This is a genomic window from Actinoplanes sp. NPDC051859 (genome assembly GCF_044452725.1).
Classification (GTDB): domain Bacteria; phylum Actinomycetota; class Actinomycetes; order Mycobacteriales; family Micromonosporaceae; genus Actinoplanes.
In genome coordinates, this window is the sequence record NZ_JBITBX010000005.1 from 496,393 (window position 1) to 522,132 (window position 25,740).

The 25,740-nt window shown below is 70.5% G+C and carries 27 protein-coding genes; 8 read left to right on the forward strand and 19 right to left on the reverse strand.

What is annotated here, in order from left to right:
• The 11 genes from ACIA1L_RS16320 to ACIA1L_RS16370 all read right to left on the reverse strand — a co-directional run bounded on the left by ACIA1L_RS16320 (window position 1) and on the right by ACIA1L_RS16370 (window position 9,995).
• Window positions 1-552: a MerR family transcriptional regulator gene (locus ACIA1L_RS16320; protein ID WP_396073511.1), complete on the reverse strand. Its 552-nt coding sequence runs from the start codon at window positions 550-552 to the stop codon at window positions 1-3.
• A gap of 152 nt (window positions 553-704) precedes the next feature.
• Complete coding sequence (locus ACIA1L_RS16325) at window positions 705-1,169, reverse strand: bifunctional nuclease family protein (RefSeq protein ID WP_396073512.1); 465 nt, start codon at window positions 1,167-1,169, stop codon at window positions 705-707.
• A 268-nt stretch (window positions 1,170-1,437) separates the two neighbouring features.
• Window positions 1,438-2,118: a MerR family transcriptional regulator gene (locus ACIA1L_RS16330; protein ID WP_396073513.1), complete on the reverse strand. Its 681-nt coding sequence runs from the start codon at window positions 2,116-2,118 to the stop codon at window positions 1,438-1,440.
• Between the two features lie 59 nt (window positions 2,119-2,177).
• Complete coding sequence (locus tag ACIA1L_RS16335; RefSeq protein WP_067499957.1) at window positions 2,178-2,630, reverse strand: FHA domain-containing protein; 453 nt, start codon at window positions 2,628-2,630, stop codon at window positions 2,178-2,180.
• Between the two features lie 220 nt (window positions 2,631-2,850).
• Window positions 2,851-3,231 (reverse strand): glycine cleavage system protein GcvH, encoded by a 381-nt coding sequence (gene gcvH / locus ACIA1L_RS16340; protein ID WP_396073514.1) that lies wholly within the window; start codon window positions 3,229-3,231, stop codon window positions 2,851-2,853.
• 28 nt (window positions 3,232-3,259) lie between these two features.
• Window positions 3,260-3,910 carry a DUF881 domain-containing protein gene (locus ACIA1L_RS16345; RefSeq protein WP_396073515.1) on the reverse strand — a complete coding sequence of 217 codons (651 nt, stop codon included), beginning with the start codon at window positions 3,908-3,910 and terminating at the stop codon, window positions 3,260-3,262.
• A gap of 696 nt (window positions 3,911-4,606) precedes the next feature.
• Window positions 4,607-4,939 carry a small basic family protein gene (locus ACIA1L_RS16350; RefSeq protein WP_071803906.1) on the reverse strand — a complete coding sequence of 111 codons (333 nt, stop codon included), beginning with the start codon at window positions 4,937-4,939 and terminating at the stop codon, window positions 4,607-4,609.
• Window positions 4,936-5,823, reverse strand: coding sequence for a DUF881 domain-containing protein (locus tag ACIA1L_RS16355; RefSeq protein WP_396073516.1), 888 nt, complete (start codon window positions 5,821-5,823; stop codon window positions 4,936-4,938). The genes ACIA1L_RS16350 and ACIA1L_RS16355 overlap by 4 nt, the downstream gene beginning before the upstream one ends.
• Entirely contained in the window at window positions 5,820-6,437 is a 618-nt protein-coding gene (locus ACIA1L_RS16360) for a CDP-alcohol phosphatidyltransferase family protein (protein ID WP_396073517.1), read from the reverse strand. The genes ACIA1L_RS16355 and ACIA1L_RS16360 overlap by 4 nt, the downstream gene beginning before the upstream one ends.
• 168 nt (window positions 6,438-6,605) lie before the next feature.
• Window positions 6,606-8,567: a VWA domain-containing protein gene (locus ACIA1L_RS16365; RefSeq protein ID WP_396073518.1), complete on the reverse strand. Its 1,962-nt coding sequence runs from the start codon at window positions 8,565-8,567 to the stop codon at window positions 6,606-6,608.
• Between the two features lie 3 nt (window positions 8,568-8,570).
• Window positions 8,571-9,995 (reverse strand): sigma 54-interacting transcriptional regulator, encoded by a 1,425-nt coding sequence (locus ACIA1L_RS16370; protein ID WP_396073519.1) that lies wholly within the window; start codon window positions 9,993-9,995, stop codon window positions 8,571-8,573.
• Between the two features lie 99 nt (window positions 9,996-10,094).
• Here ACIA1L_RS16370 and ACIA1L_RS16375 point away from each other — a divergent pair, with 99 nt between their 5' ends.
• Together ACIA1L_RS16375 and ACIA1L_RS16380 are read left to right on the forward strand one after the other, a co-directional pair.
• Window positions 10,095-10,934: a PhzF family phenazine biosynthesis protein gene (locus tag ACIA1L_RS16375; RefSeq protein ID WP_396073520.1), complete on the forward strand. Its 840-nt coding sequence runs from the start codon at window positions 10,095-10,097 to the stop codon at window positions 10,932-10,934.
• 24 nt (window positions 10,935-10,958) lie between these two features.
• Window positions 10,959-12,593: an ABC-F family ATP-binding cassette domain-containing protein gene (locus ACIA1L_RS16380; RefSeq protein WP_396073521.1), complete on the forward strand. Its 1,635-nt coding sequence runs from the start codon at window positions 10,959-10,961 to the stop codon at window positions 12,591-12,593.
• Here the strand turns inward: ACIA1L_RS16380 and ACIA1L_RS16385 are convergent.
• Window positions 12,583-14,205: a glycoside hydrolase family 10 protein gene (locus tag ACIA1L_RS16385; protein WP_396073522.1), complete on the reverse strand. Its 1,623-nt coding sequence runs from the start codon at window positions 14,203-14,205 to the stop codon at window positions 12,583-12,585. The genes ACIA1L_RS16380 and ACIA1L_RS16385 overlap by 11 nt on opposite strands.
• Window positions 14,206-14,222: 17 nt before the next feature.
• Here ACIA1L_RS16385 and ACIA1L_RS16390 point away from each other — a divergent pair, with 17 nt between their 5' ends.
• Window positions 14,223-15,131 carry an NAD(P)/FAD-dependent oxidoreductase gene (locus ACIA1L_RS16390; protein ID WP_396073523.1) on the forward strand — a complete coding sequence of 303 codons (909 nt, stop codon included), beginning with the start codon at window positions 14,223-14,225 and terminating at the stop codon, window positions 15,129-15,131.
• Here ACIA1L_RS16390 and glgA read toward each other — a convergent pair.
• A complete protein-coding gene (glgA, locus tag ACIA1L_RS16395) occupies window positions 15,113-16,321 on the reverse strand; it encodes a glycogen synthase (protein ID WP_396073524.1) in 1,209 nt (402 codons plus the stop codon). The genes ACIA1L_RS16390 and glgA overlap by 19 nt on opposite strands.
• Before the next feature lie 59 nt (window positions 16,322-16,380).
• Here glgA and glgC point away from each other — a divergent pair, with 59 nt between their 5' ends.
• Both glgC and ACIA1L_RS16405 read left to right on the forward strand, forming a co-directional pair.
• Window positions 16,381-17,613 carry a glucose-1-phosphate adenylyltransferase gene (gene glgC, locus ACIA1L_RS16400; RefSeq protein WP_396073525.1) on the forward strand — a complete coding sequence of 411 codons (1,233 nt, stop codon included), beginning with the start codon at window positions 16,381-16,383 and terminating at the stop codon, window positions 17,611-17,613.
• A gap of 218 nt (window positions 17,614-17,831) precedes the next feature.
• Window positions 17,832-18,707: an acetyltransferase gene (locus ACIA1L_RS16405; RefSeq protein WP_396073526.1), complete on the forward strand. Its 876-nt coding sequence runs from the start codon at window positions 17,832-17,834 to the stop codon at window positions 18,705-18,707.
• 13 nt (window positions 18,708-18,720) lie between these two features.
• Here ACIA1L_RS16405 and ACIA1L_RS16410 read toward each other — a convergent pair whose 3' ends face one another.
• From ACIA1L_RS16410 to ACIA1L_RS16425, 4 genes are read right to left on the reverse strand one after another with little or no spacing between them, the layout of a single operon-like run.
• Window positions 18,721-19,743, reverse strand: a complete 1,023-nt coding sequence (locus ACIA1L_RS16410; RefSeq protein WP_396073527.1) for an AraC family transcriptional regulator — start codon at window positions 19,741-19,743, stop codon at window positions 18,721-18,723.
• A gap of 36 nt (window positions 19,744-19,779) precedes the next feature.
• Window positions 19,780-20,121 carry a phospholipase gene (locus tag ACIA1L_RS16415; RefSeq protein WP_396073528.1) on the reverse strand — a complete coding sequence of 114 codons (342 nt, stop codon included), beginning with the start codon at window positions 20,119-20,121 and terminating at the stop codon, window positions 19,780-19,782.
• Window positions 20,122-20,126: 5 nt separating this feature from the next.
• Window positions 20,127-21,527, reverse strand: coding sequence for a DUF4331 domain-containing protein (locus ACIA1L_RS16420; RefSeq protein ID WP_396073529.1), 1,401 nt, complete (start codon window positions 21,525-21,527; stop codon window positions 20,127-20,129).
• A gap of 14 nt (window positions 21,528-21,541) precedes the next feature.
• A complete protein-coding gene (locus ACIA1L_RS16425; RefSeq protein WP_396073530.1) occupies window positions 21,542-21,820 on the reverse strand; it encodes a hypothetical protein in 279 nt (92 codons plus the stop codon).
• 182 nt (window positions 21,821-22,002) lie between these two features.
• Between ACIA1L_RS16425 and ACIA1L_RS16430 the strand changes: the two genes are divergently transcribed.
• A complete protein-coding gene (locus ACIA1L_RS16430; RefSeq protein ID WP_396073531.1) occupies window positions 22,003-22,440 on the forward strand; it encodes a CoxG family protein in 438 nt (145 codons plus the stop codon).
• A gap of 3 nt (window positions 22,441-22,443) precedes the next feature.
• Here the strand turns inward: ACIA1L_RS16430 and ACIA1L_RS16435 are convergent, their stop codons facing one another.
• Window positions 22,444-23,796 (reverse strand): rhodanese-like domain-containing protein, encoded by a 1,353-nt coding sequence (locus tag ACIA1L_RS16435; protein ID WP_396073532.1) that lies wholly within the window; start codon window positions 23,794-23,796, stop codon window positions 22,444-22,446.
• A gap of 108 nt (window positions 23,797-23,904) precedes the next feature.
• Here ACIA1L_RS16435 and ACIA1L_RS16440 point away from each other — a divergent pair, with 108 nt between their 5' ends.
• On the forward strand, window positions 23,905-25,107 hold the full coding sequence (locus tag ACIA1L_RS16440; RefSeq protein WP_396073533.1) for an aminotransferase class V-fold PLP-dependent enzyme: 1,203 nt from the start codon (window positions 23,905-23,907) through the stop codon (window positions 25,105-25,107).
• A 5-nt stretch (window positions 25,108-25,112) separates the two neighbouring features.
• On the opposite strand, the gene ACIA1L_RS16445 is transcribed toward ACIA1L_RS16440, so the two are convergent.
• Complete coding sequence (locus ACIA1L_RS16445) at window positions 25,113-25,484, reverse strand: hypothetical protein (protein WP_396073534.1); 372 nt, start codon at window positions 25,482-25,484, stop codon at window positions 25,113-25,115.
• 71 nt (window positions 25,485-25,555) lie between these two features.
• Between ACIA1L_RS16445 and ACIA1L_RS16450 the strand changes: the two genes are divergently transcribed.
• Entirely contained in the window at window positions 25,556-25,708 is a 153-nt protein-coding gene (locus ACIA1L_RS16450; protein WP_396073535.1) for a hypothetical protein, read from the forward strand.
• The last annotated feature ends 32 nt before the right edge of the window (window positions 25,709-25,740 follow it).

Genomic DNA, 25,740 nt, shown 5'->3' on the forward strand with positions numbered 1-25,740 from the left:
TCATCCCGCCCGCCGGCGAGCGCGGCGAGCGGCAAGCTCATCACCGGCAGCCGCGCCGGCGGGGGCGCCGACCGGCTGCGGCGCGGCAGCAGGCTCGGCGGGCAGATGCGACAGCGAGCCCTGGATCTCCTTGAAGGCGCCGCCAATGGCAATACCGAAGACGCCCTGGCCGCCCTGCAGAAGATCCACGACTTCCTCCGGCGACCGACACTCGTACACGGTCGTGCCATCGGAGATCAGCGTGATGCCGGCCAGGTCCTCGACACCGCGCGAGCGCAGGGTCTCGATCGCCTTACGGATGTTCTGCAAGGACACCCCGGCGTCGAGCAGCCGCTTCACCACCTTGAGTACCACCAGGTCGCGGAACGAGTAAAGCCGTTGGGTGCCAGAACCGGATGCGTCACGGATGCTGGGCACGACAAGAGTGGTACGCGCCCAGTAGTCGAGCTGGCGGTAGCTGATCCCGACCGCCTGGCATGCGGTGACCCCGCGATAACCGACCTCACCGTCCTCGCCGACGAGAGGACCCTCCTGAGGATCTGAGCCGTGCACGCGACTACCTCCCCGCTGCGCGGTGCCGCTTCACCTGGACTTAGCGAGCCTATAACTCAGCGTTGCAGGAAACAGGGAGGTAATGCCGCGACACGCCGCGGACGGACGACCGGACATGCGGGGTCTTCTCGTACATTCACCGGTGAAACGGGTCAGCCGGCGAAATCTTCCGGCCGCACCTGGTCGAGGAACTCGCGGAACTTCTCGACCTCGTCCTCCTGCTCGTCCGGGATGACGATGCCGGCCTCGGTCAGCACCTGCTCGGCGCACCGAATCGGCGCACCCACCCGCAGCGCCAACGCGATGGAGTCGCTCGGGCGCGCCGAAATCCGCAGGTCCTCACCGATCAGCAGGTCGGCGTAGAAGACGTTTTCTTTGAGCTCCGTGATCTCGACAGCCTTCAACGGCGCTTCCAACGCCGCGAGCACATCCCGCAGCAAGTCATGGGTCAGGGGCCGGGCCGGCTTGACGCCCTGCTGCTCGTACGCGATGGCGGTAGCCTCCACCGCGCCGATCCAAATCGGCAGGTACCTGTCGCCGTCAACCTCCCTGAGCAGGACGATCGGTTGGTTGCTAGGCAGCTCCACCCGAACTCCGACCACGCTCAGCTCGCGCACCGCCCGCCTCCGTGTCGCACGTCGTCGCCGCCCCGTTCGGTCACCGCGGCAGCGATGACCGGCAGGCTGTTTCTCGCCCTATCCTGCACCGTACACGGACGCCCCGGCACGAGCGCCACACGAGGTCCGTGTCCGACAACCCTGCCCATACCCCGCCGGACCAGGCCGAACCGCTGGTCAGCGGCCGGATCACCGCCGGCATCGGCCCGGCCGACCGGTGCCGGCGACGGAGCCGTACGGTTCAGCGCTCGGCGTAACACCGGTGACCTCAGCGGCCCAGCGAGTCCCGGAGCCCCGCCCGCACCAACGCGCCGTGCAAGCGCTGCGACAGCGCCTGCAACTCCCGGGCCGTCTCGGAGGCCCGGGCCTGCGCCGCCGGATCCTGCTGGCGTACCAGCGGCGCCAGCAGCTGAGCAAACAACCCCACCTCGCGGTCCGCGCCGGCCCGGAACGCCCGCAGATGCCGGGCCTCCAAGCCATGCCGGGTGAGACCCATGACCGCCTCCACGATCACCACCGCGTCGCCGTCATACCAACCCGGCGGCCGGGACGTGACCAAACCGATCCGCTCCAGCTCGGTCAGCAGCGACTCCGCGATCCCGGTCCGCTCGATCAGATCGGCCCGGGATACCCGAGCATCGGCGGCATCCGCCGCGACGTCCGCCTCCGAGCCGACCGCCACCAGCGAAGGCCGCTGCCGATGCAGCGGATCCTCGCCCCGCTCCAGGGCTTCCAGCTGCTCCCGAATGACCCGCAGCGGCAGATACTGATCACGCTGAGCGGTCAGCACGAACCGCAGCCGGGCCACGTCATTCCACGAATACTTGCGGTAGCCGGAGGCGGTGCGCTGCGGGTCGACCAGCCCCTCCGCCTCCAAAAACCGGAGCTTGGAGATCGTGGTGTCGGGAAACTCCGTCCGCAGCTGGGCCAGCACCTCCCCGATGCTCATCAGCGCAACGTCACGACCCGGGCGCGCGCCCGGGTCGGAAGCGGCCGCCCCCGCCAGGTTCACGCCCCGCCGCCCTCGCCTTCCGGCCGCGGACCGGCGATGAAGACCAGGCGGAACTTGCCGATCTGCACTTCGTCGCCGTTGCTCAGGGTCGCGGACTCGACCCGCTCGCGGTTGACGTACGTCCCGTTGAGCGAGCCCACGTCACGGACGGTGAACGTGCCACCGTCGCGGTGGAACTCAGCGTGCCGACGCGACACCGTCACGTCGTCGAGGAAGATGTCGCTGTCGGGATGCCGCCCGCTCGTGGTCACGTCATGGTCCAGCAGGAACCGCGCACCCGCATTGGGACCCCGGCGCACCACCAGCAGGGCCATACCGGGCGGCAACGAACCGGACATCCGGCTCGGCACCACGTCGGTCTCGGGTCCCTCGAGCACCTCGTCGAGCGCTCCGAGGTTCAGCGTGGACGTGACGTCGAGCGGGGGGAACTCGTCGTCTGGGCGCGTCATGGACCACCTCACGGATCTGTTTCGGTCGCCGCCCGACGACGAAGGGTGAGCAAACCGGACCTTTGTCCGGCGTGCAGCGCCCCCGCCGCCGCTGTCCGGTGCTCCGGACCTACGACTATCGGTTTCGAAGTAATAACAGTTCTACATGTGCCCCGCGAGCCTAGTCAGCACCGAAATACCGGGCAACCAGACGCGCGGGCAAGGCCGAACCGGCCCCGACTCAGCCCTCGGTCAGCGCCTGATACGCCTCGGCGGTCAACAGGCCCGCGACGTCCGCCGGGTCCGTCGGGGCGATCTCCACGAGCCAACCAGCCGCGTACGGCTCGGCGTTGATCAACTCAGGCTCGTCGGCCAGCGTCGCGTTCCGGGCCACCACCGTGCCCGCCAGCGGCGCATAGATCTCCGACACACTCTTCGTCGACTCGATCTCGCCCATATTGTCACCGGCCTGCACCGTCGTGCCCTCCTCGGGCAGCTGCACGAAGACGATGTCGCCGAGCGCATCCTGCGCAAAGTGGGTGATGCCGACCCGCACGGGGCCGGTGCCGTCACCGGACACCCACTCGTGCTCGGCGGTGTACCGCAGGTCCTCGGGAATCACGCATTCCTCCGTTGAGAAGCGCGCCCGCTCAAGAGACCGGACGCGCGTACTGCAGGCTGGCTGGCTGACGCACCGCGGTCACCTCGACCGTAGTGCGTTGCTCCATGGTCACGTTACCGCCGGCTTGACTCACCGACGCCACCACCCCACCGGGGATCTGCAAAGCCGTCTGCATGGTCGCCGGCACACCGATCACCCACAGCGTGTACGGGCCGCTGAGCTGCTTGCCGTCCACCGTCACATCGCCACCGTCGGCATCGACGAAGTACGACGAGGCGACAATACGCACGGCGACGCCATTGTCACCGATCAGCTCCATGACCTCGCCGCCGGCGCCCCGCAACTCCTGCACCGCGTTGAGGATCGCCGAGGCTTTGATCGGCTGCCCCCGCGGATCGATCACAATCTTCAGCCCCGGCCCCCGGGCCGGGAGCGTGCCCGACAACAGGCCCAACTCCTCCGCCCGCTTCCCGGCCTCAGCCAGCGCAGCCTGGCGGCCCGCCACGCCGGAGGTAAGCTGCCGCTGGCTCTCCTCCAACGCGTTGATCTCCTGCTGCAGGCGCTGATCCCGAGCCTCCAGATCGGACAGGATCCGCACCAGGTCTTCCTGCCGGGCCGCCGCCAAGCCGGAATCAGCGTCGTTGCTACGCAACTGCACCACCAGGGTGAAGCCGAACAACGCCAGCAACACCCAGATCAGCGCACCTGCCGACGACAGTCGGCGCCACGGCGCCGGCGAGCTCACCCTTTCGGGTGACGGCTTCTCCTCGGGTACGGGCGGAGGCGGCTCGATGTGTGCGGCCGGTTCCGGTCCGGAGGCATCTCCGGGAGCCGAAGACGGCGTTGACGCGACCTCAGTGCCGGACAGCTCAGACGGCTCGCGCGGTGGAAGCGCCGTCAGCGACACGGTGGGTTCGTCCGGTGCCGGCGCCGGTTCTTGCCCCGATCCGGATACGAACCACCCCTCATCCGTCGCTTCCGGTTGCGCGGCGGGACGCGAATCCGTCAAGGGATGCGGGACCGAGGACGAGGCCGCGGGGGGAGGCTCAGCTGAGGACAGTGGGACCGAAGCCGGCGCGACCGAAAGCGGCGCGTCGGGTGGCGCACCTGCTTGGGGCGACGCTGCCGGAGGCGGCGTGGCGCTGGGCGGCTCGGCCGAGGGTGAGGCGGGAGAACGCTGCGCAGTCGGTGTAGGTGCGCCAGGAGATGGAGCGGTGGCGGCCTCTTCTGCTGCGGTCGGCGCGGGATCCGGTCGCTGCGGAGCCTCGGGCGACGCCGTGGCAGGTGCCGCGGCCGCCGGTGGGTTGGCAGGGGTGTCAGTCGGCACGGGCTCGGCCCGGTCGTGCGGGTCCTTCTCGTCGGTCATCGACCCGTCCTAAGCCCGGAAGAGGTGCCGGCGGATGGCCGCCACGTTACCGAAGATGCGGACGCCGAGGACCACCACAACGCCCGTGGAGAGCTGGCCGCCCACGCCGAGTTGGTCACCCAGGTAGACGATCAGGGCGGCCACCACCACGTTGGCGATGAAGGACACCACGAACTGTTTGTCGTCGAAGATGCCGTCGAGCTTCGCCCGTACTCCGCCGAAGACCGCGTCGAGTGCGGCGACGACCGCAATGGGCAGGTACGGCTGCAGCGCCGGCGGCACCGTGGGGTGGAACACGATGCCGAGCACGACGCCGGCGATCAGGGCGAGTACGGCGATCATCTGCCGCCTTTCGACGGGGAGCTGGACGGTGCGGCGGACGGCGGCGCGGAGGGGACGGCCTGCCGCAGTTGGGGCTCGGTGGCGGCGTCGAGGGTCACGTCGTGAACCTCGGCGACGTCGTACGACATGCCGTACTTGCTGTTGAGGGCGCGGAAGAAACGCCCGGCGGTGCCGTCGCGGAAGTCCTCGACGAGCGAGTCGGGCCCGATCGCGACGACCTGGTACGGCGTGGTGACCGGCCGGAAGTCGACCAGGATGGCTTGCCCGGCCTGCCGGATCGTCGAGGTGGACGTGAGCCGTTGCCCGTTGACGGCGATCGCTTCGGCGCCGGCGGCCCACAGCGCATTGGTAGCCAGCTGCAGGTCGGTGTCGCGGACCCGGGACTCGCTGCGCCGTTCGCCGGTGACCGGGTCGATCGGGGCCGGGCCGTCGCCCACGGTGATCCGGGCGCCCGAGCCGCGGACGGCGGCGAGCCCGGTTTCCGCTTCCTGCTCCCGCAGCCGGGCCACGGCGGCGCCGCCGAGCTGTTGTTCGCGCAGGTCGGCTACCTCGGTGCGGAGCTGGTCCGCGTGCGCCTGCAGGTCGGCGGTGTCGTCGCGCCGGTTCTGGACCTGCTCGATGAGGGTGTCGCGGGCCTGCGCCCGGGCGGGCTCGTCGGCGACCGTCTGCTGGTAGGCCACCACCAGCAGGAAGCCAACTCCAGCGAGGGTCAGGGCGCTGATCCCACTGAGGAGTCGTCGGCGCGGGCCGGACGGTCCCTCGCCGCGGGCTTTGCGCGCGGCTGCTTCGGCGTACCCGGGGTCGAGGGGGTTGCGGAACAGCTCGGTGAGGAAGTCCGGGGTGAAGGTCCGGGGCGGGGTGCTGCCGCCATCGGGCGGGGTCATCCGGTGACTGCCTCGCCGCCGGGCCGGGCACGGTCGGCGCGCAGCATCGCCCGGGCCTGGATCAGGTAGAGGACTGCGGCGATCCAGTAGAGACCCAGCGCCCACCACGCGATGGCCCAGCCGAGCGGCGCGGTGATGTGGTCGATCGACGGCGCGGCATGTGCCAACAGGAGGACGGGAAACGCGGCGAGCAGCATGAACGTGCCGGTCTTGCCGACGTAGTGCACCGGCGGTGGTCCGTAGCCGTGGCGGCGCAGGATGAGCAGGACCACGCCGAGGAACGCTTCACGCAGCAGCAGGGCGGCGGTCAGCCACCACGGAACGATCTCTCGCAGGGTGAAGCCGACGAGGGTGGCGAGGATGTAGAGCCGGTCCGCGAAGGGATCGAGCAGCTCCCCCAGTCGGCTGACCGAGTTCATGCGGCGGGCGACGTACCCGTCGACCCAGTCGGTGGTGCCGCCGAGCGCGAGAACGACGACGGCTGCGACGTCGTGTTCGGGGCCGAGCAGGAGATACAGGAACAGCGGCACGCCCAGGAGTCGGACGAAGCTGATGACGTTGGGGATGGTCCAGATGCGATTGCTGGCGGTGTTGGGCGCAGTCTGCTGCGACATGGCGCCCCTCTCTCCCCCGAAACCTGTCCGGTCGCCCGTGGGGCAACCGGGCGCACTCGCCGAGTCACTATATCCAGCCCGGCCATGGTCGAGAACGACCCCGTGGCCGGGCGCACGTTGCGTAGGCCATCCTAGGAAGATAGGTCATTGCGGGTGCTGTCCGGGCGGTCAGCGCTTGCCGCGACGGCTGCGCACGTAGTCGTCGACCACGTAGCGGCCCAGCTCGCCCAGGTCGGGGCTGAACACCCGGCCGCCGCTGCGCTGGGCCACCGCGTCCACGAACCGGCGCAGACCCGGGTCCTCGCCCAGCATGAACAGGTTCAGAGTGGCGCCGTACCGAGCGAGCTGATCCACCTCGCGCACCGTCAGCCGGATCGTCTCCGGGGTGGACGGCCACGTGAAGAACGCCTCGCCGTCCGGCTCCAGGTGAGCGGTCGGCTCGCCGTCGGTGACCACCAGCACCACCGGCTCGGCATCCGGGTGTCGCCGCAGGTGCCGGGCGGCAAGCTTCAGCGCGTGCTGCAGGTTGGTCCCCTGGACCAGGTCCGGCTCGATCCCGGCCAGTTCCGCCTGGGACAACGGCAGCGCGTGCCGGCCGAAGCCGACGATCTGCAGCGCGTCCTGCGGAAAGCGCGTCGCCACCAGATGCGACAGCGCCAGCGCCGTCTGCTTCATCGGGCCCCAGCGACCATCGGCAAACATCGAGTACGACAGGTCGACGCACAGCGCCACCACGGCTGACGCGCGCCGCTCGGTCTCCGCGACCTCGAAATCCTCCACTTCGAGGCGTACGGGCAGCGTGCCCCCACCGCGTCCGGCCCGGCGGCGGACCGCGTTGCCGATCGTGCGCACCACGTCGAGGGGCTGCTCGTCGCCGAACTGCCAGCGCCGCGACGAGCCGATCAGGTCACCGGCCGCACCCGCGTCGCGCAGGTCGTGCTCGCCGCCACGCTTGCCGGCGAGGTCGTCGAAGACCCGGCTCAGGGCGGTGTGCCCGAGCCGGCGCAGTGCCTTGGGAGAGAGGGTCAGTCCCTCGTCGTCGCGGGTCACCCAGCCCTGCTTACGGAGCTCCCGCTCCAGCTCGCGGAGACGCCGGACGTCATCCGCGGCGTCGCGGCCGAGGCGTCGCTCCACCGCCTGGACGTCGACGTCGTCCAGGGTGGCGCCAGGGTGTTCCTGGCCGAGCTGGTCGAGCAGGTCGTCCAGTTCGGCGAGCTCCCCCAACGCCGCGGTCGCGTCGCTGTAGCCCAGGTCTTGGGGGCCACGCATCCGCTCGCCGCGACGCCAGTCGAGGTGCGGCCGCAGCGCCCGCAGGTTGTCGGTCAACTCGGCGAGCTGGTCGCGCAGCGGCCCGTCGCCCAGCGCCTGATCCATCAACCGGGCCAGCTCGTCGCGCTGCTGGGGATTCAGGGAACGCAGCAGCCGTTCGGCCGCGGCGGCGCTGCGGGCCAGCGAGTCGATCAGTTCTTCGACGGTCTGCGGATTGTCGGGGAAGAACTCGCCGTGCTTAGCCATGAACTCCTGGAAGGCGTCGCTGGTGTCCTCGTCGCGGGCGTGCTTGGCGAGGAGGGCGTTCAGGTCGGCGATCAGCGCGGCGACCCGGGCGTCGGTGGCCGGGTCACGGCTCTGCAGTGCCTCGCGCAGACCGGCGAAGCGCTGCTCGACAACTTCGCGCCGCAAGTTGTCGAGGATCTGCTGGTAGCGGTCGCGGGCCTCGGCGCTGGCCCAGTCGTAGCCGGACAGCTCCTCGACCGCGCGGGACGTCGAGCGGGGCAGGTTGTCGAGCACTGCCTCGGAAAAGCGGGCGTCCGGGTCGTCGCGCCCGCGCAGGGCGTCCCGCTCAGCGGCGAGCGCCTGGTCGAGCAGGGCCTGCGCCCGGGTGACCGTGCCGTCGAGGTTGCCGCGGCGCAGGGCGTCCCGACGCAACCGCTGAGCTCTGGCCCGCAGGTCGTCCAGCCCGCGCCCGTCGCGGGGGCCGCGCCGGATCAGGTCACGAAGCGCGTCGCGCAGGCTGTCGCCGCCGAGCACCCGCTCCCCGACCGCGTCGACGGCGGCGCGGACGTCGTACGGCGGGGCGAGCGGGTCCGGGCCGTCGTCCCACGCGCCGTACCGGTAGCGGTTGCCGGCCACGGGTCAGCGTCCGTAGCGGGTACGGCCGTCGCCGGTCAGCTCCTTGGCGAGCCGGCGGGTGAGGTGCAGCCCTTCGAGGACGAACTCCACCCCGGAGGCGGCCTCCGCCGGGCTGGGCGCGTCGCCGAGGCCGAGCCGGTCGAGGACCTTCGCCAGGCCGGGGATGGTGCCGATCTGGGCCAGCAGCTCCGCGGCCGGCACCAGGTCGCCCGTCTCGACGACCGCTCCCTCGGCGACCAGCGCGGTGAAACCGGACAGGTCGAGCCCGGACAGCCGGGCGCGGAAGGTCTCCGCGGTGGCCGTACGCAAAAGATGGGCGAGGATTTCGGTTTCGCGGCCTTCCTCGCCGCTGTCGAACTCGACCTTGCCGCGCAGGGTGGAGGTGACGGAGACGGTGTCGCCGATCCGGGCGACCGCCTCGGGCTCGCCACGCAGCCCGGCCCGGCGCAACGCGGACGCGGCGACGGTTTCGGCCGCCGCGATGGCGAACCGTGCCGAGACGCCGGAGCGGGCGTCCACCGCGGGCGACTCCCGGACCGAGCGGGTGTAGCGGGCCAGGACGTCGAGCAGGTGCTCGGGCACCGCCGCGACCAGCGCGGCCTCCTGCCGGATCAGCTCGGTCTCCAGGTCGAGGTCCACCGGGTAGTGGGTGCGGATCTCGGCGCCGAACCGGTCCTTGAGCGGCGTGATGATCCGACCCCGGTTGGTGTAGTCCTCCGGGTTGGCCGAGGCGACCAGCAGCAGGTCCAGCGGCAGCCGCAGCTGGTAGCCGCGGACCTGGATGTCGCGTTCCTCGAGGACGTTGAGCAGCGACACCTGGATCCGCTCGGCCAGGTCGGGCAGCTCGTTGACGGCGAAGATGCCGCGGTTGGTGCGCGGCACGAGCCCGAAGTGGATGGTGTCCGGGTCGCCCAGCGCCCGGCCCTGCGCCACCTTGATCGGGTCGACGTCGCCAATCAGGTCGCCGACACCGGTGTCCGGGGTGGCGAGCTTCTCGGCGTACCGCTCGCAGTGGTGCAGCCAGGAGATCGGCAGCAGGTCGCCGGCCTCAGCCGCGAGCCGCCGCGACGCTGGGGTGAGCGGCTGGTAGGGGTGCTCGCGCAGCTCGGAGCCCGTGATGACCGGTGTCCACTCGTCCAGCAACCCGGACAGGGCACGCAGGAGCCGGGTTTTGCCCTGGCCACGCTCGCCGAGCAGCACCATGTCGTGCCCGGCGAGCAGCGCCCGCTCCACTTCGGGCAGCACGGTGTCGTCGTAGCCAACGATGCCGGGAAAGCGGGGCACGCCGCGGCGCATCCGGTCGAGCAGGTTGTGGCGCAGTTCCGCTTTGACCGTACGGAACTCGTGGCCGGCGGCACGCAGTTCGCCGAGGGTGCGCGGCAGGTCGGCCGGCGGGGTGGGGACGAGCGGTGCGGGGGCCTCTGTCACACCAGGGAACGCTACCCGCAGCTCGGGCAGAACAACGAAGACCAGAGCCCGGCGATTGGCCCTGGTCGCCCACCAGCGGCGCGCGGCAGGCTCGACGGCATGACAGACGTCGAGATCCTTCGGTACGCGGCATTCAGCGCCGACCCGTCCGGCGGCAACCCGGCAGGCGTGGTCCTGGACGCGGCCGCCCTCACCGACGACGAGATGCTCGCCATCGCGGCAGAGGTCGGCTATTCCGAAACCGCCTTCGTGACCGAGGAGCGCGACGCCGGGGTGCTGCGGGTGCGCTACTTCAGCCCGCTGGCCGAGGTGCCGTTCTGCGGGCACGCGACCGTCGGCACGGCCGTTGCCCTGGCGGATCGGCGCGGACCCGGCACTTTCGTGTTCGTCACCAACGCGGGTGAGGTGCCGGTGACCGTGGACGAGCGGCGGCGGGCAACCCTGACCAGTGTGGGAACGCGAGTCGCGGAACTCGCCGACGGAGACCTGGCCGCGCTGCTGACGGCACTGCGCTGGGAGCGGACCGACCTCGATCCGGCACTCCCGCCCCGGGTCGCGTACGCGGGGGCCTATCACCCGATCGTGGCGGCGGCCAGCCGGCAGCGGCTCGCGGACCTGGACTATGACGTTGCGGCGCTGAAGGCGCTGATGGAAAGCCGCGGATGGACGACCGTGCAGCTGGTGTGGCGGGCGGACGAGCACCATTTCGACGTGCGAAACCCGTTCCCGGTCGGCGGTGTCTACGAGGATCCGGCGACCGGTGCCGCGGCGGCCGCGCTCGGCGGCTACCTGCGGGATCTGTGGCTGGTCGAGGGCGACGCCGTGATCGAGCTGACCCAGGGCACCGACATGGGTCGCCCAGGTCGGCTGACGGTGACGCTCGGTCCCGGCGAACCCGGCGTGCGGGTCAGCGGGACGGCGGTGCCGATCCCGGCCTGAGCCGGGCGCTAGAGTCGGGCCTCGATGAGCGCCACGATGATCGCCCGGGACCTCGCCGCGGGGCACGGCGACCGCACTCTGTTCACCGGCCTGGACCTGGTCGTCGCCCCGGGCAATGTGATCGGCCTGGTCGGCGCCAACGGGGCGGGAAAGACGACCCTGTTACGCACCCTCGCCGGCCTGATCCCGGTGGAGTCCGGCACGGTGTCGCTGAGCCCGCCCACCGCGAACGTCGGCTATCTGCCGCAGGAGCGGGAGGCACGGCCCGGTGAGACGGTCCGCGATTTGCTGGCCCGGCGCACCGGCGTGGGACCCGCGCAGGTGGCGATGGACGCGGCCGCGGAGGCGCTGGCCGCGGGGACGGCCGGCGCCGACGACACCTATGCCGCAGCGCTGGAGCGGTGGCTGGACCTGGGCGGCGCCGACCTGGACGAGCGGGCCGAGCAGGTCACCGCGGACCTGGGCCTGGCCGTCACGCTGGACCACCCGACGACTGCCCTGTCCGGCGGGCAGGCGGCCCGCGCGGGCATGGCGTCGCTGCTGCTCAGCCGGTACGACATCTTCCTGCTCGACGAGCCCACCAACGACCTGGACCTGGCCGGCCTGCGTCGGCTGGAGGAGTTCGTCACCGGACTCCGCGCCGGCGTGGTGCTGGTCAGCCACGACCGGGAGTTCCTCACTCGGACGGTCACCGACGTGCTCGAACTCGACCTCGCCCAGCAGCAGATCAACCTCTACGGCGGCGGCTACGCGGCGTACCTCGAGGAGCGGGCGACCGCGCGCCGGCAGGCCCGGGACAACTACGAGGAGTACGCCGGGCGGGTATCGGCACTCGAGGATCGCGCCCAGATGCAGCGCAACTGGATGGAACAGGGCGTCCGCAACGCCCGCCGCAAGAGCAAGGACAACGACAAGATCGGCCGGGGCATGCGCGCCGAGTCGACCGAGAAGCAGGCGGCGAAGGCCCGCCAGACCCAGCGGATGATCGAACGCCTCGACGTCGTCGAGGAGCCGCGCAAGGAATGGGAGCTGCGGATGGAGATCGCCGTCGCGCCCCGCTCCGGCGCCGTCGTGGCCGGACTGCGCGATGCCGTCGTACGGCGGGGAGCGTTCACCCTCGGCCCGGTCACCCTGCAGGTGGACTGGGCGGACCGGGTGGCGATCACCGGCGCGAACGGGGCCGGCAAGTCGACGCTGCTGGCGGCGCTGCTCGGCCGGCTGCCGCTGGACGAGGGCATCGCGCACCTCGGCCCGCAGGTTGTCGTCGGCGAGGTCGACCAGGCACGCGGGCTGTTCCTGGGCGACCAACCGCTGCTGACGGCGTTCGGCCTGGCCGTGCCGGAGCTCGCCGACGCCGACGTCCGGACGCTGCTGGCGAAGTTCGGTCTCAAGAGCGATCACGTGCTGCGCCCGGCCGCAACCCTGTCCCCGGGCGAGCGAACCCGGGCGGCGCTGGCCCTGCTGCAGGCGCGCGGCGTGAACCTGCTGGTCCTCGACGAGCCGACCAACCACCTCGACCTGCCCGCCATCGAACAGCTGGAATCGGCGCTGGCGGACTATCCCGGGACGCTGCTGCTGGTCACCCACGACCGGCGGATGCTGGAGGCGGTCCAGACCAACCGGCACTTCGAGGTGGCCGACGGTCGGGTCACGAGCTGACGGTCACCGGGCCGCTCAGGGCGCTCTCGTTGCCGGAGCGGTCCAACGCGCTCAGGCAGTAGGTGAGAGCACCGGCGGGCGGAGTGGGGTCCACGACCGGTTGGCTGCCCGCCCGGCCGGTCGCGACCAGGTTCGCCGTCGGTCCGTCGACCCGATAGAGCGCCCAGGTGACAGGCTTGCTGTCCCCGCCGGCCTGCCACTGAACGGTCACGCCAGCGTCGCTGCGCCCCGCCGCCGTCGCCACCGGCGTGGCCGGCGGCTGGGCCGGAAGCTTAGCCATGGTCGGCAGCAGCGCGGGCAACGCGTAATGGTGGTCGCGGTAGCGGGTGACCGCACCCAGTCGGTCGGCGCGGACCTGCTTGGCGCTGAAATGGACGCTGCCCTGCACGCCGTACTTGTCGTTGAGGGTGAGCTGACGGTCCACCTGGTCCGGCTCGCTCCACGCCCCCGACTCGCCGACCCGGTAGTCGGCCTGCCCGATGTAGAGATGCACCCCGGTGCCTTTGACGAGCGCCGACCACCACGGCAGCAGCTTCGCGTAGTCGGCCTTGTCGAAGCCGATCGTCCAATAGAGCTGCGGCACCACGTAGTCCAACCAGCCCTCGCGCACCCAGGTGCGGGTGTCGGCGTAGATGGCGTCGTAACTCTCCAGGCCACGGCTGTCCGAGCCGGCCTTGTCGGAGCCGCGGTTGCGCCAGATGCCGAACGGGCTGATCCCGAACTTCACCCAGGGCTTGAGCTGCTTGATGCGTACGCTCATCTCCTGCACCATGGTGTTGACGTTCTGCCGCCGCCATTGCCCTCGGGTCTGCGACTTGTCGGCCCGCTGCGCGAAACTGGCGTCGTCGCGGAAGACGTTGCCGCCACCCTCCGGGTACGGGTAGAAGAAGTCGTCGAAGTGCACCCCGTCCACGTCGTAGCGTTGCACCGCCTCGAGCATGGCGTCCTCGACGAACGTGCGGGCCGCCGGGTTGCCGGGGTCGAAGTAGAGCCGGGCGCGCTCGCCGTCCGGGTAGGCGATCGCCCAGTCCCGATGCTGGCGCAGCGGATGGCTCGGGGCCAGCTTCGCGAAGTCAGCGCCCGGCCCGCTCGGACCCGGCTGCGTCCCCCGGTACGGGTTGAACCAGGCGTGGAACTCCAGGTTGCGGGCGTGCGCCTCGGCGACCATGAACGCCATCGGGTCCCAACCCGGCGATTGGCCGTCCCGCTTGCCGGTGAGCCACTCCGACCAGGGGGCGTACGCCGAGGGCCAGAACGCGTCACCGGACGGCCGGACGTGCACGAAGATCGCGTTGTGCCGCTGCGCGACGGCGAGATCGAGCCAGGCGAGGTACTCCGCGCGGACCTGCGCTTCCGGCAGACCCTTCTTGCTCGGCCAGTCGATGTTCCAGACCGTGGTCAGCCACATGCCCCGCAGCTCGCGGGCGGCCCGGGCCGGCACCGCACCACAGATCCCGGTCGACTCGGCGGCGGGTTCAGCCTGCTGGCCGGCCAGCGGCGCATCCGTGGGTTCGTCGTAGGTGGCGGCCCGGATCAGGCCGAATCCGAGCGCCGAAACGGCGAGCAGCACGGCGACGGCGACGGACAGGAGCCGTACGGGTGGACGAAACACCCGCCTAAAGTTACCTGATGGATGTGGTGGTGATCGGGGCCGGAATTGCCGGGCTGGCCTGTGCGCGGGAGCTGGCCGCCCGCGGCGCCCGCGTCCGGGTCCTGGAACGCGGCCGCAGGGTCGGTGGCCGCCTGGCCAGCAAGCACCTCAACGGTCGGTACGTGGACATCGGGGCGGCGTACTTCGTTGCCGACGACCCCGCCTTCGCGGCGCTGGCCGAGCAGTGGCGCTCGCGCGGGCTGGCCCGGCCGTGGACTGACACGTTCGCCGTGCACCCGGGTTCACCCGCACGGGGACCGATGCGGTGGGCGGCCCCCGGCGGCCTGCGCTCGCTCGCCGAGGATCTCGCCTGCGGGCTGGACGTCCGCGTGGATCGGGAAGTGTTCGCCATCCCGCGCCAGGCGGACGCGGTGGTGTGCGCGATGCCGGGGCCGCAGGCATTGCGGCTGGGGCTGCCGGCTGCGGTCGCCGACGTTGCCCGGCGGCAGGAGTGGCAGCCGGCGATCGCCGCGGTGCTGACGTACCCGGAGCGGGTGTGGGCTGACTTTCACGGCGCCTTCGTCAACGATCACCCGGTGCTGGCTTCGGTGTGCGACGACGGCGACCGGCGCGGCGACGGCGCGGCGGTGCTGGTCGCGCATTCCACCGCCGCGCTGGCCGGTGCCGACCCGGAGGCTGCTGGGCCGGTGCTGGCCGCTGCGGTCGGCGAGCTCTTCGGGATCGCCGAGCAGCCGTCGATCCACGCACTGCGCTGGAGTCACGCCCAGCCCGCCGCGACCGGCGAGCCCTTCGCCTCGGACGGGCGGGTGTGGCTCGCCGGCGACGCGTTCGGCCGGCCGCGCGTCCAGACGGCGTGGCTGTCCGGGCGCGCCGCCGGCGCCGCGATCCTTCAGAGAGCAGCGATCCTTCAGAGAACCGTGCGGTAAACCTCGAGGGTGTCCTTGGCGATCGTGGCCCAGGAGAACTTGTCCACCGCTCGGCGACGTCCGGCCAGGCCCATCTCGCGCGCCCGGGCTGGATCCTCGATCAATCGGGTCAGCGTCGCGGCCAGGTCCGCCACGAACTTGTCCGGGTCGACCGGCGTGCCGGTGCCGTCGGCGACCTGTTCGATCGGCACCAGCAGGCCGGTCTCGCCGTCCGCCACCACCTCGGGGATGCCGCCGGTCGCGGTCGCCACGACGGCCGTCTCGCAGGCCATCGCCTCCAGGTTCACGATGCCCATCGGCTCGTACACGGACGGGCAGACGAACACGGTGGCGTGCGTCAACACCTGGACGACCTCGTGCTTCGGCAACATCTCCTGCACCCAGACCACGCCGCGCGCGTCACGGGCATTGCGCAGCTGGATCGACAGGCCCTCGACTTCGGCCGCGATCTCCTTGGTGTCCGGAGCGCCGGCGAGCAGCACGATCTGAGTCTCCGGCGGCAGGTCGTGGCAGGCCCGCATCAGGTACGGCAGGCCCTTCTGCCGGGTGATCCGCCCGACGAACACCACGCTGGGCCGGTCCAGGTCGATGCCCAGGCGCTCGATGACGTCCGTGCCGTGGTCCGGGGCGTACTGCGTGGTGTCGATGCCGTTGTAGACCACGTGGATCTTGTCCGGGTCGACGGTGGGATAGGCCGCCAGCACGTCCCGCCGCATGCCGCCGGAGACGGAGATGACCGCGTCGGCGGCCTCGATCGCCGTGCGCTCGATGAACGACGAGAGCGCGTAGCCGCCGCCCAACTGCTCCGCCTTCCACGGGCGCAGTGGCTCCAGGCTGTGCGTGGTGACCACGTGAGGGACGCCGTACAGCAGCTTGGCGGTGTGGCCGGCCAGGTTGGCGTACCAGGTGTGGCTGTGCACGAGGTCGGTGCCCTCCGCGCCGGCGGCCATCGCCAGGTCGACACCCATCGTGCGCAGGGCCGCGTTCGCACCGGCCAGGCCGGCCGGATCCGGGTACGCGGTCACGCCCGGCTCGTCACGAGGGCCGCCGAAGCAGTGCACGCGGACGTCGGTCAACGGGCGCAGGTCCCGGGCGAGGTATTCCACGTGAACGCCGGCGCCGCCGTACACCTCCGGCGGATACTCGCGGGTGAACAGGTCGACGCGTAGCGGGGTCCGTGAGTCGGTCACGTCAGGAAGAATAAGCCTTTCGACTGGCGGGAGCGCGGCTAGAAAGTTAGCGTCACGACATGGCTGTCAAGGTGCTCGCTATCGTTCTGGCCGGGGGCGAGGGCAAGCGCCTGATGCCCCTCACCGCGGACCGGGCCAAGCCCGGCGTTCCGTTCGGCGGCATCTACCGCATGATCGACTTCGTCCTCTCGAACCTGGCCAACGGCGGCTTCCTGAAGATCGTCGTGCTCACCCAGTACAAGTCGCACTCGCTCGACCGACACATCACCAAGACGTGGCGGATGTCGACGCTGCTCGGCAACTACGTGACCCCGGTGCCGGCGCAGCAGCGACTCGGCCCGCGCTGGTTCGCCGGCTCGGCCGACGCCATCTACCAGAGTCTCAACCTGATCAACGACGAGAACCCCGACTACGTCATCGTGTTCGGCGCCGACCACATCTACCGGATGGACCCGAAGCAGATGGTCAACGACCACATCGCTTCCGGCGCCGCGGTGACCGTTGCCGGCATCCGTCAGCCTAAAGCCATGTCCGACCAGTTCGGCGTCATCGACGTCGCCGAGGACGGCAAGCGGATCCGCGCCTTCCGGGAGAAGCCGACCGACGTCGACGGCCTACCGGACTCCCCCGACGAGATCTACGCCTCCATGGGCAACTACGTCTTCACCACCCGGGCCCTGTGCGAGGCGGTCACCGCCGACGCCCAGAACCCGGACAGCAAACACGACATGGGCGGCAACATCATCCCCATGCTGGTGGAGCGGGGCGAAGCCAACGTCTACGACTTCCGCGACAACGAAGTGCCCGGCAGCACCGAACGCGACCGCGGCTACTGGCGCGACGTGGGCACGTTGGACTCCTTCTACGAGGCCCACATGGACCTCATCGCCACCCTGCCCGTCTTCAACCTCTACAACATGGACTGGCCCATCTTCACCAACTACGGCTCGTGGCCCCCGGCCAAGTTCGTGCACGGCTACGACGACCGGCAGGGCCGCGCCGTCGAATCGATGATTTCCCCCGGCGTGGTGGTGTCCGGCTCCCTGGTGGAACGCTCCGTCATCTCCCCCAACGTCCGCGTCAACTCCTGGGCGCACGTCGAAGGCTCGGTCATCATGGAGGGCGTCTCGGTGGGCCGGCGTGCGGTCGTCCGCAACGCCATCATCGACAAGAACGTCACCATCCCCGAGGGCGCCCAGATCGGCGTCGACCTCGACAAAGACCGCAAGCACTACACAGTCAGCGACAGCGGCATCGTCGTCGTCGGCAAAGGCCAACGCATCGAGCTCTGAGGATCGCCGCACCCCGGCCCCCCGATCATCGCCGGGGTGCGGCTCCTTTTCGTACGGTAGAACCTCACGTCGGGTGGAGATCAAGGGTCGGGTACGGTGAAGAAACGCCGTTGAGCCGGGAAGGAGGTCAGAACACCATGTCCGATGTTCTGCGCCCCGCCCGCCGTCCGGCGTATTCGCGGGTCTGAGTAGGGCGCTCGCTGCCGAAGGATGCTGCCGTGACCGATCTGGTCATTCGTCCGCTCGTTGCGGGTGAGGAAAGCCTCTTCACGTCCATGCCCGACCCGCTGCCGGGCGTGCCCAGGAACAGTTATGCCGCCGGTCTCGCCAGCGGCGGATATCGACCGGAGCACACCTGGGTTGCCTTGCGCGGCGGCCGGGTGGTCGCCCGTGCCGCCTGGGTGCTGCCGCCCGGGGCGGTCGGCCGGCCCTGGCTGGAATGGTTCGACCTGAGCGCCGAGCCTGACGTAGGTGCTGTGTTGCTGCGGACCGCGCACGCCGCTCTCGGGGGTCCGACGCTGTACTACGCCGCACTGCCGCCTGACTGGCGTGACGAACCGGCAGCCGACCCACCGATGGCGGCGGCGCGACTCGCCGGGTTGGTCGAGCAAGGTGAGCGGCTCCGCTGGAAGTGGACCGGCACGCCGAGCGCAGCGCCGTCCGACCGATACGTTTTCCGCCCCGCCGCCGACCGCGCAGAAATCGTGACCCTCGTCGCCCGCAACGCTGCCCCGCAGCTGCTGACCGGGTCGGAGACGGCTCGGGCGGTTGCCGGGATCGATCTCGCCACCGACCCATTGGCATGGCTTCCTGGTCCGCCGGAGACCTGGCGGGTTGCCCTGCGCGAGGGAGCACCGGTCGGTCTCGCAGCGGCCGCGGGCGACGCCTGTTACCCGATGATCGCCTATCTCGGGTTGACCGACCCGGACGCGCTGGACGCGCTGCTCGCCGACGTCCTCGGCGTGTTGCACACCGGTGGCGCCAGGGAGGTCGTGGCTGACGTGGACGCCTGGCGCACCGGCGTCGTTGCCGGTCTGGAACGTGCAGGGTTCCGACCGGTGCGATCCAGGATGACCTTCATACCGATTGGGTGAGGCCAGGATGGCGTCAGAGGCGGTCGCCGCGCAGGGTCTGGGACGGGGAGATGCCGTAGCGGGCGCGGTAGGCGCCGGCGAAGCGGCCCAGGTGGGTGAAACCCCAGCGGTAGGCCACCTCGCTGACGCTGACCTCGTGCCGGTCCGCCCGGCTCAACTCGGCGTGGACGCCTTCTAGTCGCAGCCGACGCAGATAGGTCAGCGGGGGCACGCCGACGTGCTGACGGAACGACTCCTGCAGGACGCGGATGCCGACGCCCGCAATACCGGCGAGCTCGGTGGCGGTGAAGGCTCGGCCCGGTTCGGCGTGCATCGCGTCCAGTGTGCGTTTGACCGTACGGGGGCGGCGGGCGGTGGGCTGGCCCGGATGGCCGTCACCGGAATGCTCGACCGCACCGGCCAGGGTGCTGATGGCGAGGTCGCGCCAGCGACGCAGGAGCCAGGGCAGGGTGGTGAGGCCGTCGGCCTGGCGCAACTCGGTGTGCAGCAGCCGGATGAGGCTCATCCAGCTGCGGCCGGGGCCGGCGGCAGTGCCGAAGGTGGATCCCAGCGGCAGGGGGGAGCTGCCGCCGGGATCCAGGGCCTCCAGCTCGCGTTCGAAGGCGAGCCGTTCCACTTTGACGCTGTAGAGCCGACAGTCGGCCGACCAGCGCAGGTCGATGTCGCCGACCGGCTGGAAGACCGCGGCCCGGCCCGGGTCCGCGGTCGTTGCCGCGCCGCGGTGCAGGACATGCACCTGACCGGTGAGCGGGGCCAACACGTGGTACGCCGAGCGAAGGTCACCGACCGCCACACAGATTTCCACGCCGTAGCTGACCTCGCCGACCGTCAGCGGTCCGAGCTGGACAACATCGCCGGAGAAGGCGAATCCCTCCGTGCTGCCGGCCGGCTTCACCTCGAGCGGGCCGTAGAACATCCGGCGGCAGAAGGCCCGTGCTTCGTCCACGTCGGTCGTCCGGAGCAGAGCGCGCCCCGCCACATCCGAATCCAGCGGTGCCGGACCCGGATCCCGATCGGCCTCCCCTGCCGTATCCATCAGTTCACCCTAGACCGGCGAAGGGGTCACCGGGAGTTACAGGATGGCCGCTTCCGGCCAGTCGTACTCGGTGACGGCTCCGCTGGCGATGTCCACCTCGGCCAGTGGTGTGACCGGGTCGCGCCACACGACGTACCGGCCGGCAGGCAGGCTGTCGATGACGACGCTGAACAGAACGCCGTCGCTGACGTAGCGGGCGCGGACCGCCGCGTGGGTACGGCGGGTGGCGTCGGAGACGGGGCTGACCTCGATCTCGTGCCCGTGCAGGCTGCCCGGGGTGTGGATGACCAGCGCGCCGATCCCGGCTCCGATGTTGAGCACTACGGTGCCCTGGCCGGACGGGGCGAGGGTGTGGTGGTGGTGCACGCCGACGCTCATGATGGTCAGTCCTTGCCGTCGGGGGTGTTGAAGCCGTCGAACGGCACACCGAGGTAGGGGAACTTCTTGAGCAGCTTCGAGCTGCCGTCCTTGACGCTCAGGCCCTGTTCGACGAGGCCGGCGGCCGCGTCGGGCTTGAACTTCTCGTCCACCAGCGGGACGGTCACGCCCGCGATCGCCCGGATCGAGATGGAGACGACGTCGTCGGCGACGCGTCGCCCGTTCGGGAAGCCGGCCAGGTCGCCGCCGACGACGCCGAACTTGTTCTCCTTGTCGGCCGGCGGCACCGCGGTGTTGAGCCGCAGCATGTCGGCCTGGACGTCACCGGTGTTGTTCTGGAAGTTGTCGATGATGCCGTCCGGGATGCCGGTCAGCAGGATCGCGAGCAGGTCGGCGCGGGGGGTCTTCGCTTTGTTCAGCTCGTCCAGGTTGTCGAACAAGCCGGGGTAGAGGACGGGGAGCAGCTGGGCCAGCTCGGGCTGCTCGACGAACTCGGCGAAGCGCTTGTCCTCGGTCGGCGGCAGGCTGTTCCACAGGTCCTTCTGCGCCATCGGCACGATGACCTCGTTGAACAGCGGGTTGCCCAGCCGGGACACCTGGACGTGCGGGCCGACGTACACGTCGTCGTTCTTCTTGCCGTGCCGGACCTGGACCTGACGGCGGCTGGCGGAGGTCCACACGCCGATGACAGCGCCGGCGTCGCGGCCGCGGACCTTCTTTTTGCCTTCCTTGCGGACCATGTGCATCGGCACCTGGATGGCGATGCTGTGCACGTTCATCTTGTCGGTGGCGTTGACCGCCTTGCCGGCGTAGTTGAACAGCTTCTGGCCGACCAGGTGCTTGTCCTGGAAGGGGCGCAGCGTGCCCAGGTCGAAGATCGATCCGAGGTCGACGAAGAACGGGTCGGCGCGCTGTCCGGCGAAGACCTTTTCCCCGCTCTTCAGCTTATGGACGGCGTCCGCGGCCAGCTTGTCGTAATCCGGAATGGACAGCGGGCCGACATTGCACGGCGGGCAGGGCAGTTTCTCGGCGAGCACCTCGTGCTTGCCGTGCATGTCCACCCGGGTCACCGAGAAGAACTGCCGACGGTTCCAGTTCTCGCTGTCCAGCGATTCGATCGGGCCGGTGTTGTAGAGGAATGTCCGATCGTTGCGCAGTTCGGTCCGGAAACGGAACTGGTAGGTCAGATCGGGGCGCCCGTCACCGTTGTTGTCGACGTGAATCTCGTAGAGCACGTCGTCGCCGAATTCGAAGAAGTTCGGCCCGCTCGCCGGCAATTGCAGCGGCACATAGTTGGCGATCAGCGTCACCGTGTCCGGGTGGTCCGGGCTGACGAACGCGTACAGGTCGGAGCTGTCGGCCACCGGGTCCTTGCTGATTTCCGGGGCTTCGCGGTGCGAGGACATGTCTTATCTCCTGATCAGCGCTTGACGGCTTCGAGCAGCTTCTTCGCCAGGTCGGCGTCGGTGATGGTCACCTTGGAACTGCCGGAGAAGAGGTCGAAAGTGCCCTTCTCGGCGTCGCGCAGGGACAGCACCAGCGGCTCACCGTCGCCGGCCTTACCGCGCTTCTCACCGGCGAGGCTCAGGCCGGCCACGCTCGCGGCGGCGGTGCCGACGCCCACGGTTGCGGCGATCGTAAGAACCTTACGGCGCGACAGGCGGGCAACCGCCCGCGTGCCGTAGTGGGAACGACTCATCTTCGGCCTTTCGTCATGCACTGACGGGGATGGGCCCCGGCGGCGCAAATCGGGAATGGTGCCCGGTTGGACGTCGTCGACAGCCACAAGTACGAAGAGGTGGGCTGCGCGGTTCAAAGCAATTTCCCAGCAAAGGTTTCCCACAGGTTGGCGCTCGGCGCGGGCGTGCGACCATGCCCGTCGTGTCGAGGGAACAGTTCAGTCGCAGCGTCGCAGTGTCGGGTCCGCCGGAGCGTGTCTTCGCGCATCTCAGCCAGCCGGAGAGCTACGTGGGCCTTTCACCGCTGATCGTGGGTGTCCGCGATGTCCGGCGGGTCGGCGACGCGGTGCAGTACGTCGCCGTGGAGCGGTTCCGGCTCGGGCCGCTGAGCTGGGACAACTTGATCAAGGTGACGATGACGTTCCCCGAGCCGGGGCGCCGGCTGGTCAGCGATGTGCGCAGCCCGGGCTGGGTGCACCTCGTCGCCACGGTCACGCTGGAAGCGGACGGCGAGGGCACCCGGGTCACCGAGGACGTGACGGTGACCTTCCCCGGACTGCTGCGCCGCTTTGTCGTCGGCCAGGCCCAGTCGGTGCAAGAATTCCGGGCGGCGGAGCTGGCTCGCCGAATGGCCGGCTAAGAATCAGACGATCGGCAGGCCAGCGATGGCCGCATTGGCCCAGTCGTCGTCGACGGCCACCGCGGCGCGGCCGGAGCGGGCCAGCAGGCTCGCGGCCGCCGCCGCACGGTACCCGGCCGCGCAATGCACCCACACCGTGCCTGCCGGCACTTCGGCGAGCCGAGCGGTGAGCTGCGGCAGGGGAATGTGCATCGCGCCGGAGAGGTGACCGGCATGCCACTCTCCGTCAGCACGGACGTCCAGCACTACCTCGGGACGCTCGGCGGCCAGGTCGGCGAAGGTCACCCGGCGACTCTCGGCGAGATCGGCGGGGCCGCGGGCCGCCCAGTCGTCCGGCGTTCCGGTGGCCGCGGCGGCCGGGCGGTCGATGCCGATCCGGGCCAACTCCCGCTGCGCGTCCGCCACCTGTTGTGGGGAGTCGCCGAGCAGGGTCAGCGGGGTGCCGTGCGGCAGGGTCCAGCCGAGCCAGGTCGCCAGCGGGCCGTCCGCACCGAAGCTCAGCGTGCCAGTGAGGTGTCGATAGGCGTACGCCTTGCGCGCGCGCAGGTCGACGACCCACTCCCCCGCGTCGATCCGCTGGCGCAGCTCGGCCGGATCCGCGCGCCGAGCCGGGCTCAGGTCGATCAGGTCGGCGCCCTGGGCGTTACGAACTCCCATGTGCGCGTAGTACGCCGGATATGCCCCAAGTCCCGCCAGGAGCTGATCCACGTACGCGTCCGCGTGCAACCGCAGCACCGGGTTGACGTTCTTCTCCCGGCCGATCGTCGAGGTGTCCGCATCCGGCGGGGTGGCTGAGCAGAAGCTGCCGAAGCCGTGCGTCGGCCACACCGGGGTCCCGTCCGGCAGCAGGTCCGCGAGCCGTCGCGCCGAAGCGTGCTGGTGCTGGGCGAGGGTGCGGGCGTGCTCGGCGCCGAGCAGGTCGGTGCGTCCGGTCGTACCGAAGAGAAGCGATCCTCCGGTGCAGACACCCGCCACCGCGCCGTCCTGGGTGACCACGTAGGACAGGTGGTGGAAGGTGTGGCCCGGTGTGCCGACGACGGTGAGGCCGAGCCGGTCGGAGATCGCGATGCGGTCGCCGTCGGCGACCGGGTGGCGGTCGAACTCGACCTCCTCCGCGGCGGCGACGAGATAGGCCGCGCCGGTGATCCGCGCCAGGGCGAGGCCGCCCGAGACATAGTCGTTGTGCAGGTGGGTTTCCGCGACGTGGGTGATCCGGAGCCCGAGGCGGCCGGCGACCGCCAGGACCCGGTCGATGTCGCGCTGCGGGTCGATGACCACCGCGACCTCGCCGTCGTGCACGAGGTAGCTACGATCGCCGAGAGATGAGGTTTCCACCACTGCGGTTCCGAAAGTCATCGCTGCCCTCTTTCGACCCGGCACCGTTGCCAGTGCCGTCAGAGTAACCGACCCGACACCCTAAACCCTATCTTGCAGGTAGGCTTTGAAAGGTCTAGCGTCTGCCCCATGGTGAGCGTCCTGAGCCCCGCAGAGGTCAAACGTCCCGACGGCAGCAGCATCGAGTTCGCCAACCTCGACATTGCGGCCACCGCCCCCTGCCTCGACGTCGTCGCCGAGGCCGTCGCCGACCTGCTCCCCTGGTACGGCAGCGTGCACCGCGGTGCCGGTGCGCTCGCCCGCCGCAGCACCCTCGCCTACGAGCAGGCCCGCGAAACCGTCTTCGACCACCTCGGCTGCGGACCGCACGACACCGTCGTCTTCACCCGCAACACCACCGACGCGCTCAACCTGCTCGCCCACGCCGTGCCCGCCGGCACGACCGTGGTCACCTTCGACGCCGAGCACCACGCCAACCTGCTGCCCTGGCGGGAGCCCGTGCGCCTCGGCGTGCCCCGATCAGCCGCGGAAGCGGTCGCCACGCTCGCCGAAACGCTGCCCACGCTCACCGGCCCCGTCCTGGTGGCGGTCACCGCCGCCAGCAACGTCACCGGCGAACTCTGGCCCATCGCCGAACTCGCCGAGGTCGCCCACCGGCACGGCGCCCGCATCGCCGTCGACGCCGCCCAGCTCGCCCCACACGCCGCCGTCGACATGACCGCCCTCGACGTCGACTACCTCGCCCTGTCCGGGCACAAGCTCTACGCCCCCTTCGGGGCTGGCGTCCTCGCCGGACGCGCCGACTGGCTCGACGCCGCGCCGCCCTACCTCGCCGGCGGTGGCGCTACTGCGGCGGTTTCGGCAGACTTCACCGTACGCTGGCATGACGGCCCCGCCCGCCACGAAGCCGGCACTCCCAACCTGATCGGCGTCGTCGCCCTCGCGACCGCCTTTCGGGCGCTGGCCGACGTGGACATGAGCGAAGAACACCGGCTCGTGGCCCGGCTCCGCGCCGGCATCTCCGCCCTGCCGCACGTCGAAGAGCTGCGCCTGTTCGGCCCGGAAGCCCCCCGCGTCGGCATCGTGTCCTTCGCCGTCCTCGGCCGCGATCCCGACGAGCTCAACACCGTCCTGGGCCGTGACCACGCCATCGGGGTCCGCACCGGCCTGTTCTGCGCCCACCCGCTGACCCGCCGCCTACTCGCCGAAGCCACCGCACGCCTCGACCCGGCCGCCGAGCCGCCGGGCGCCGCCATCCGCGCGAGCGCCGGCATCGGCACCACCGAGGAACACATCGACCGTCTGCTGGCCGTCCTCGCGGCCCACGGATAGTCCGGCTACCAGGAGCGTTCGGTGTCCGGGCCGAGCGCTCGAACCACATAGTCGGCAAGATCGGTGCCGACCACCCGGTCCTTCAGCAGAATGCCGGCCGCAGGGTCGGCCAGCTCGTAGGCGAACCGCTCACCGCCGCACCCGCCGACAACCAGCAGGTCGCCATCCCGGACCAGCTGATCCGCCGCCCACACCACCGGCGTGCCGTCGGCCGCACGGATGCCATCGGTCTCCCGCAGCAACTCGACGAGATCATGCGGCAGGGGCAGGCCGAGCCGGCCCTCAGCCGCCGCTATCGCTTGCCCGGAAGCACCGCCGGAAAGGGTCGCTTCGGGCAGAACAGCAAGGATGATGTCGCGCCAGGAGACGGCCAGCATGTCCAGAATCTTACGGCCCCCGCCCGGCGGCAGCCCATTCACAGTTGCCGATCTCGTCCAGGCTGTGTCGGATGTGGAGATCAGATCTGCGGGCCTTGGAGTTCCGGGGCGGCCGCGCGGTGGGCGCGAATGCGCACGCCCAGCTCGAAGAGGCGGCGGGCGTCGGCCGTACTGTGGGCGACGGCGCGGGTGGCGACCTCTTCGGCGACCCCGGCTCACCGTGACAGCGTCGTCGCGAGCTAGCACCGGGACACGG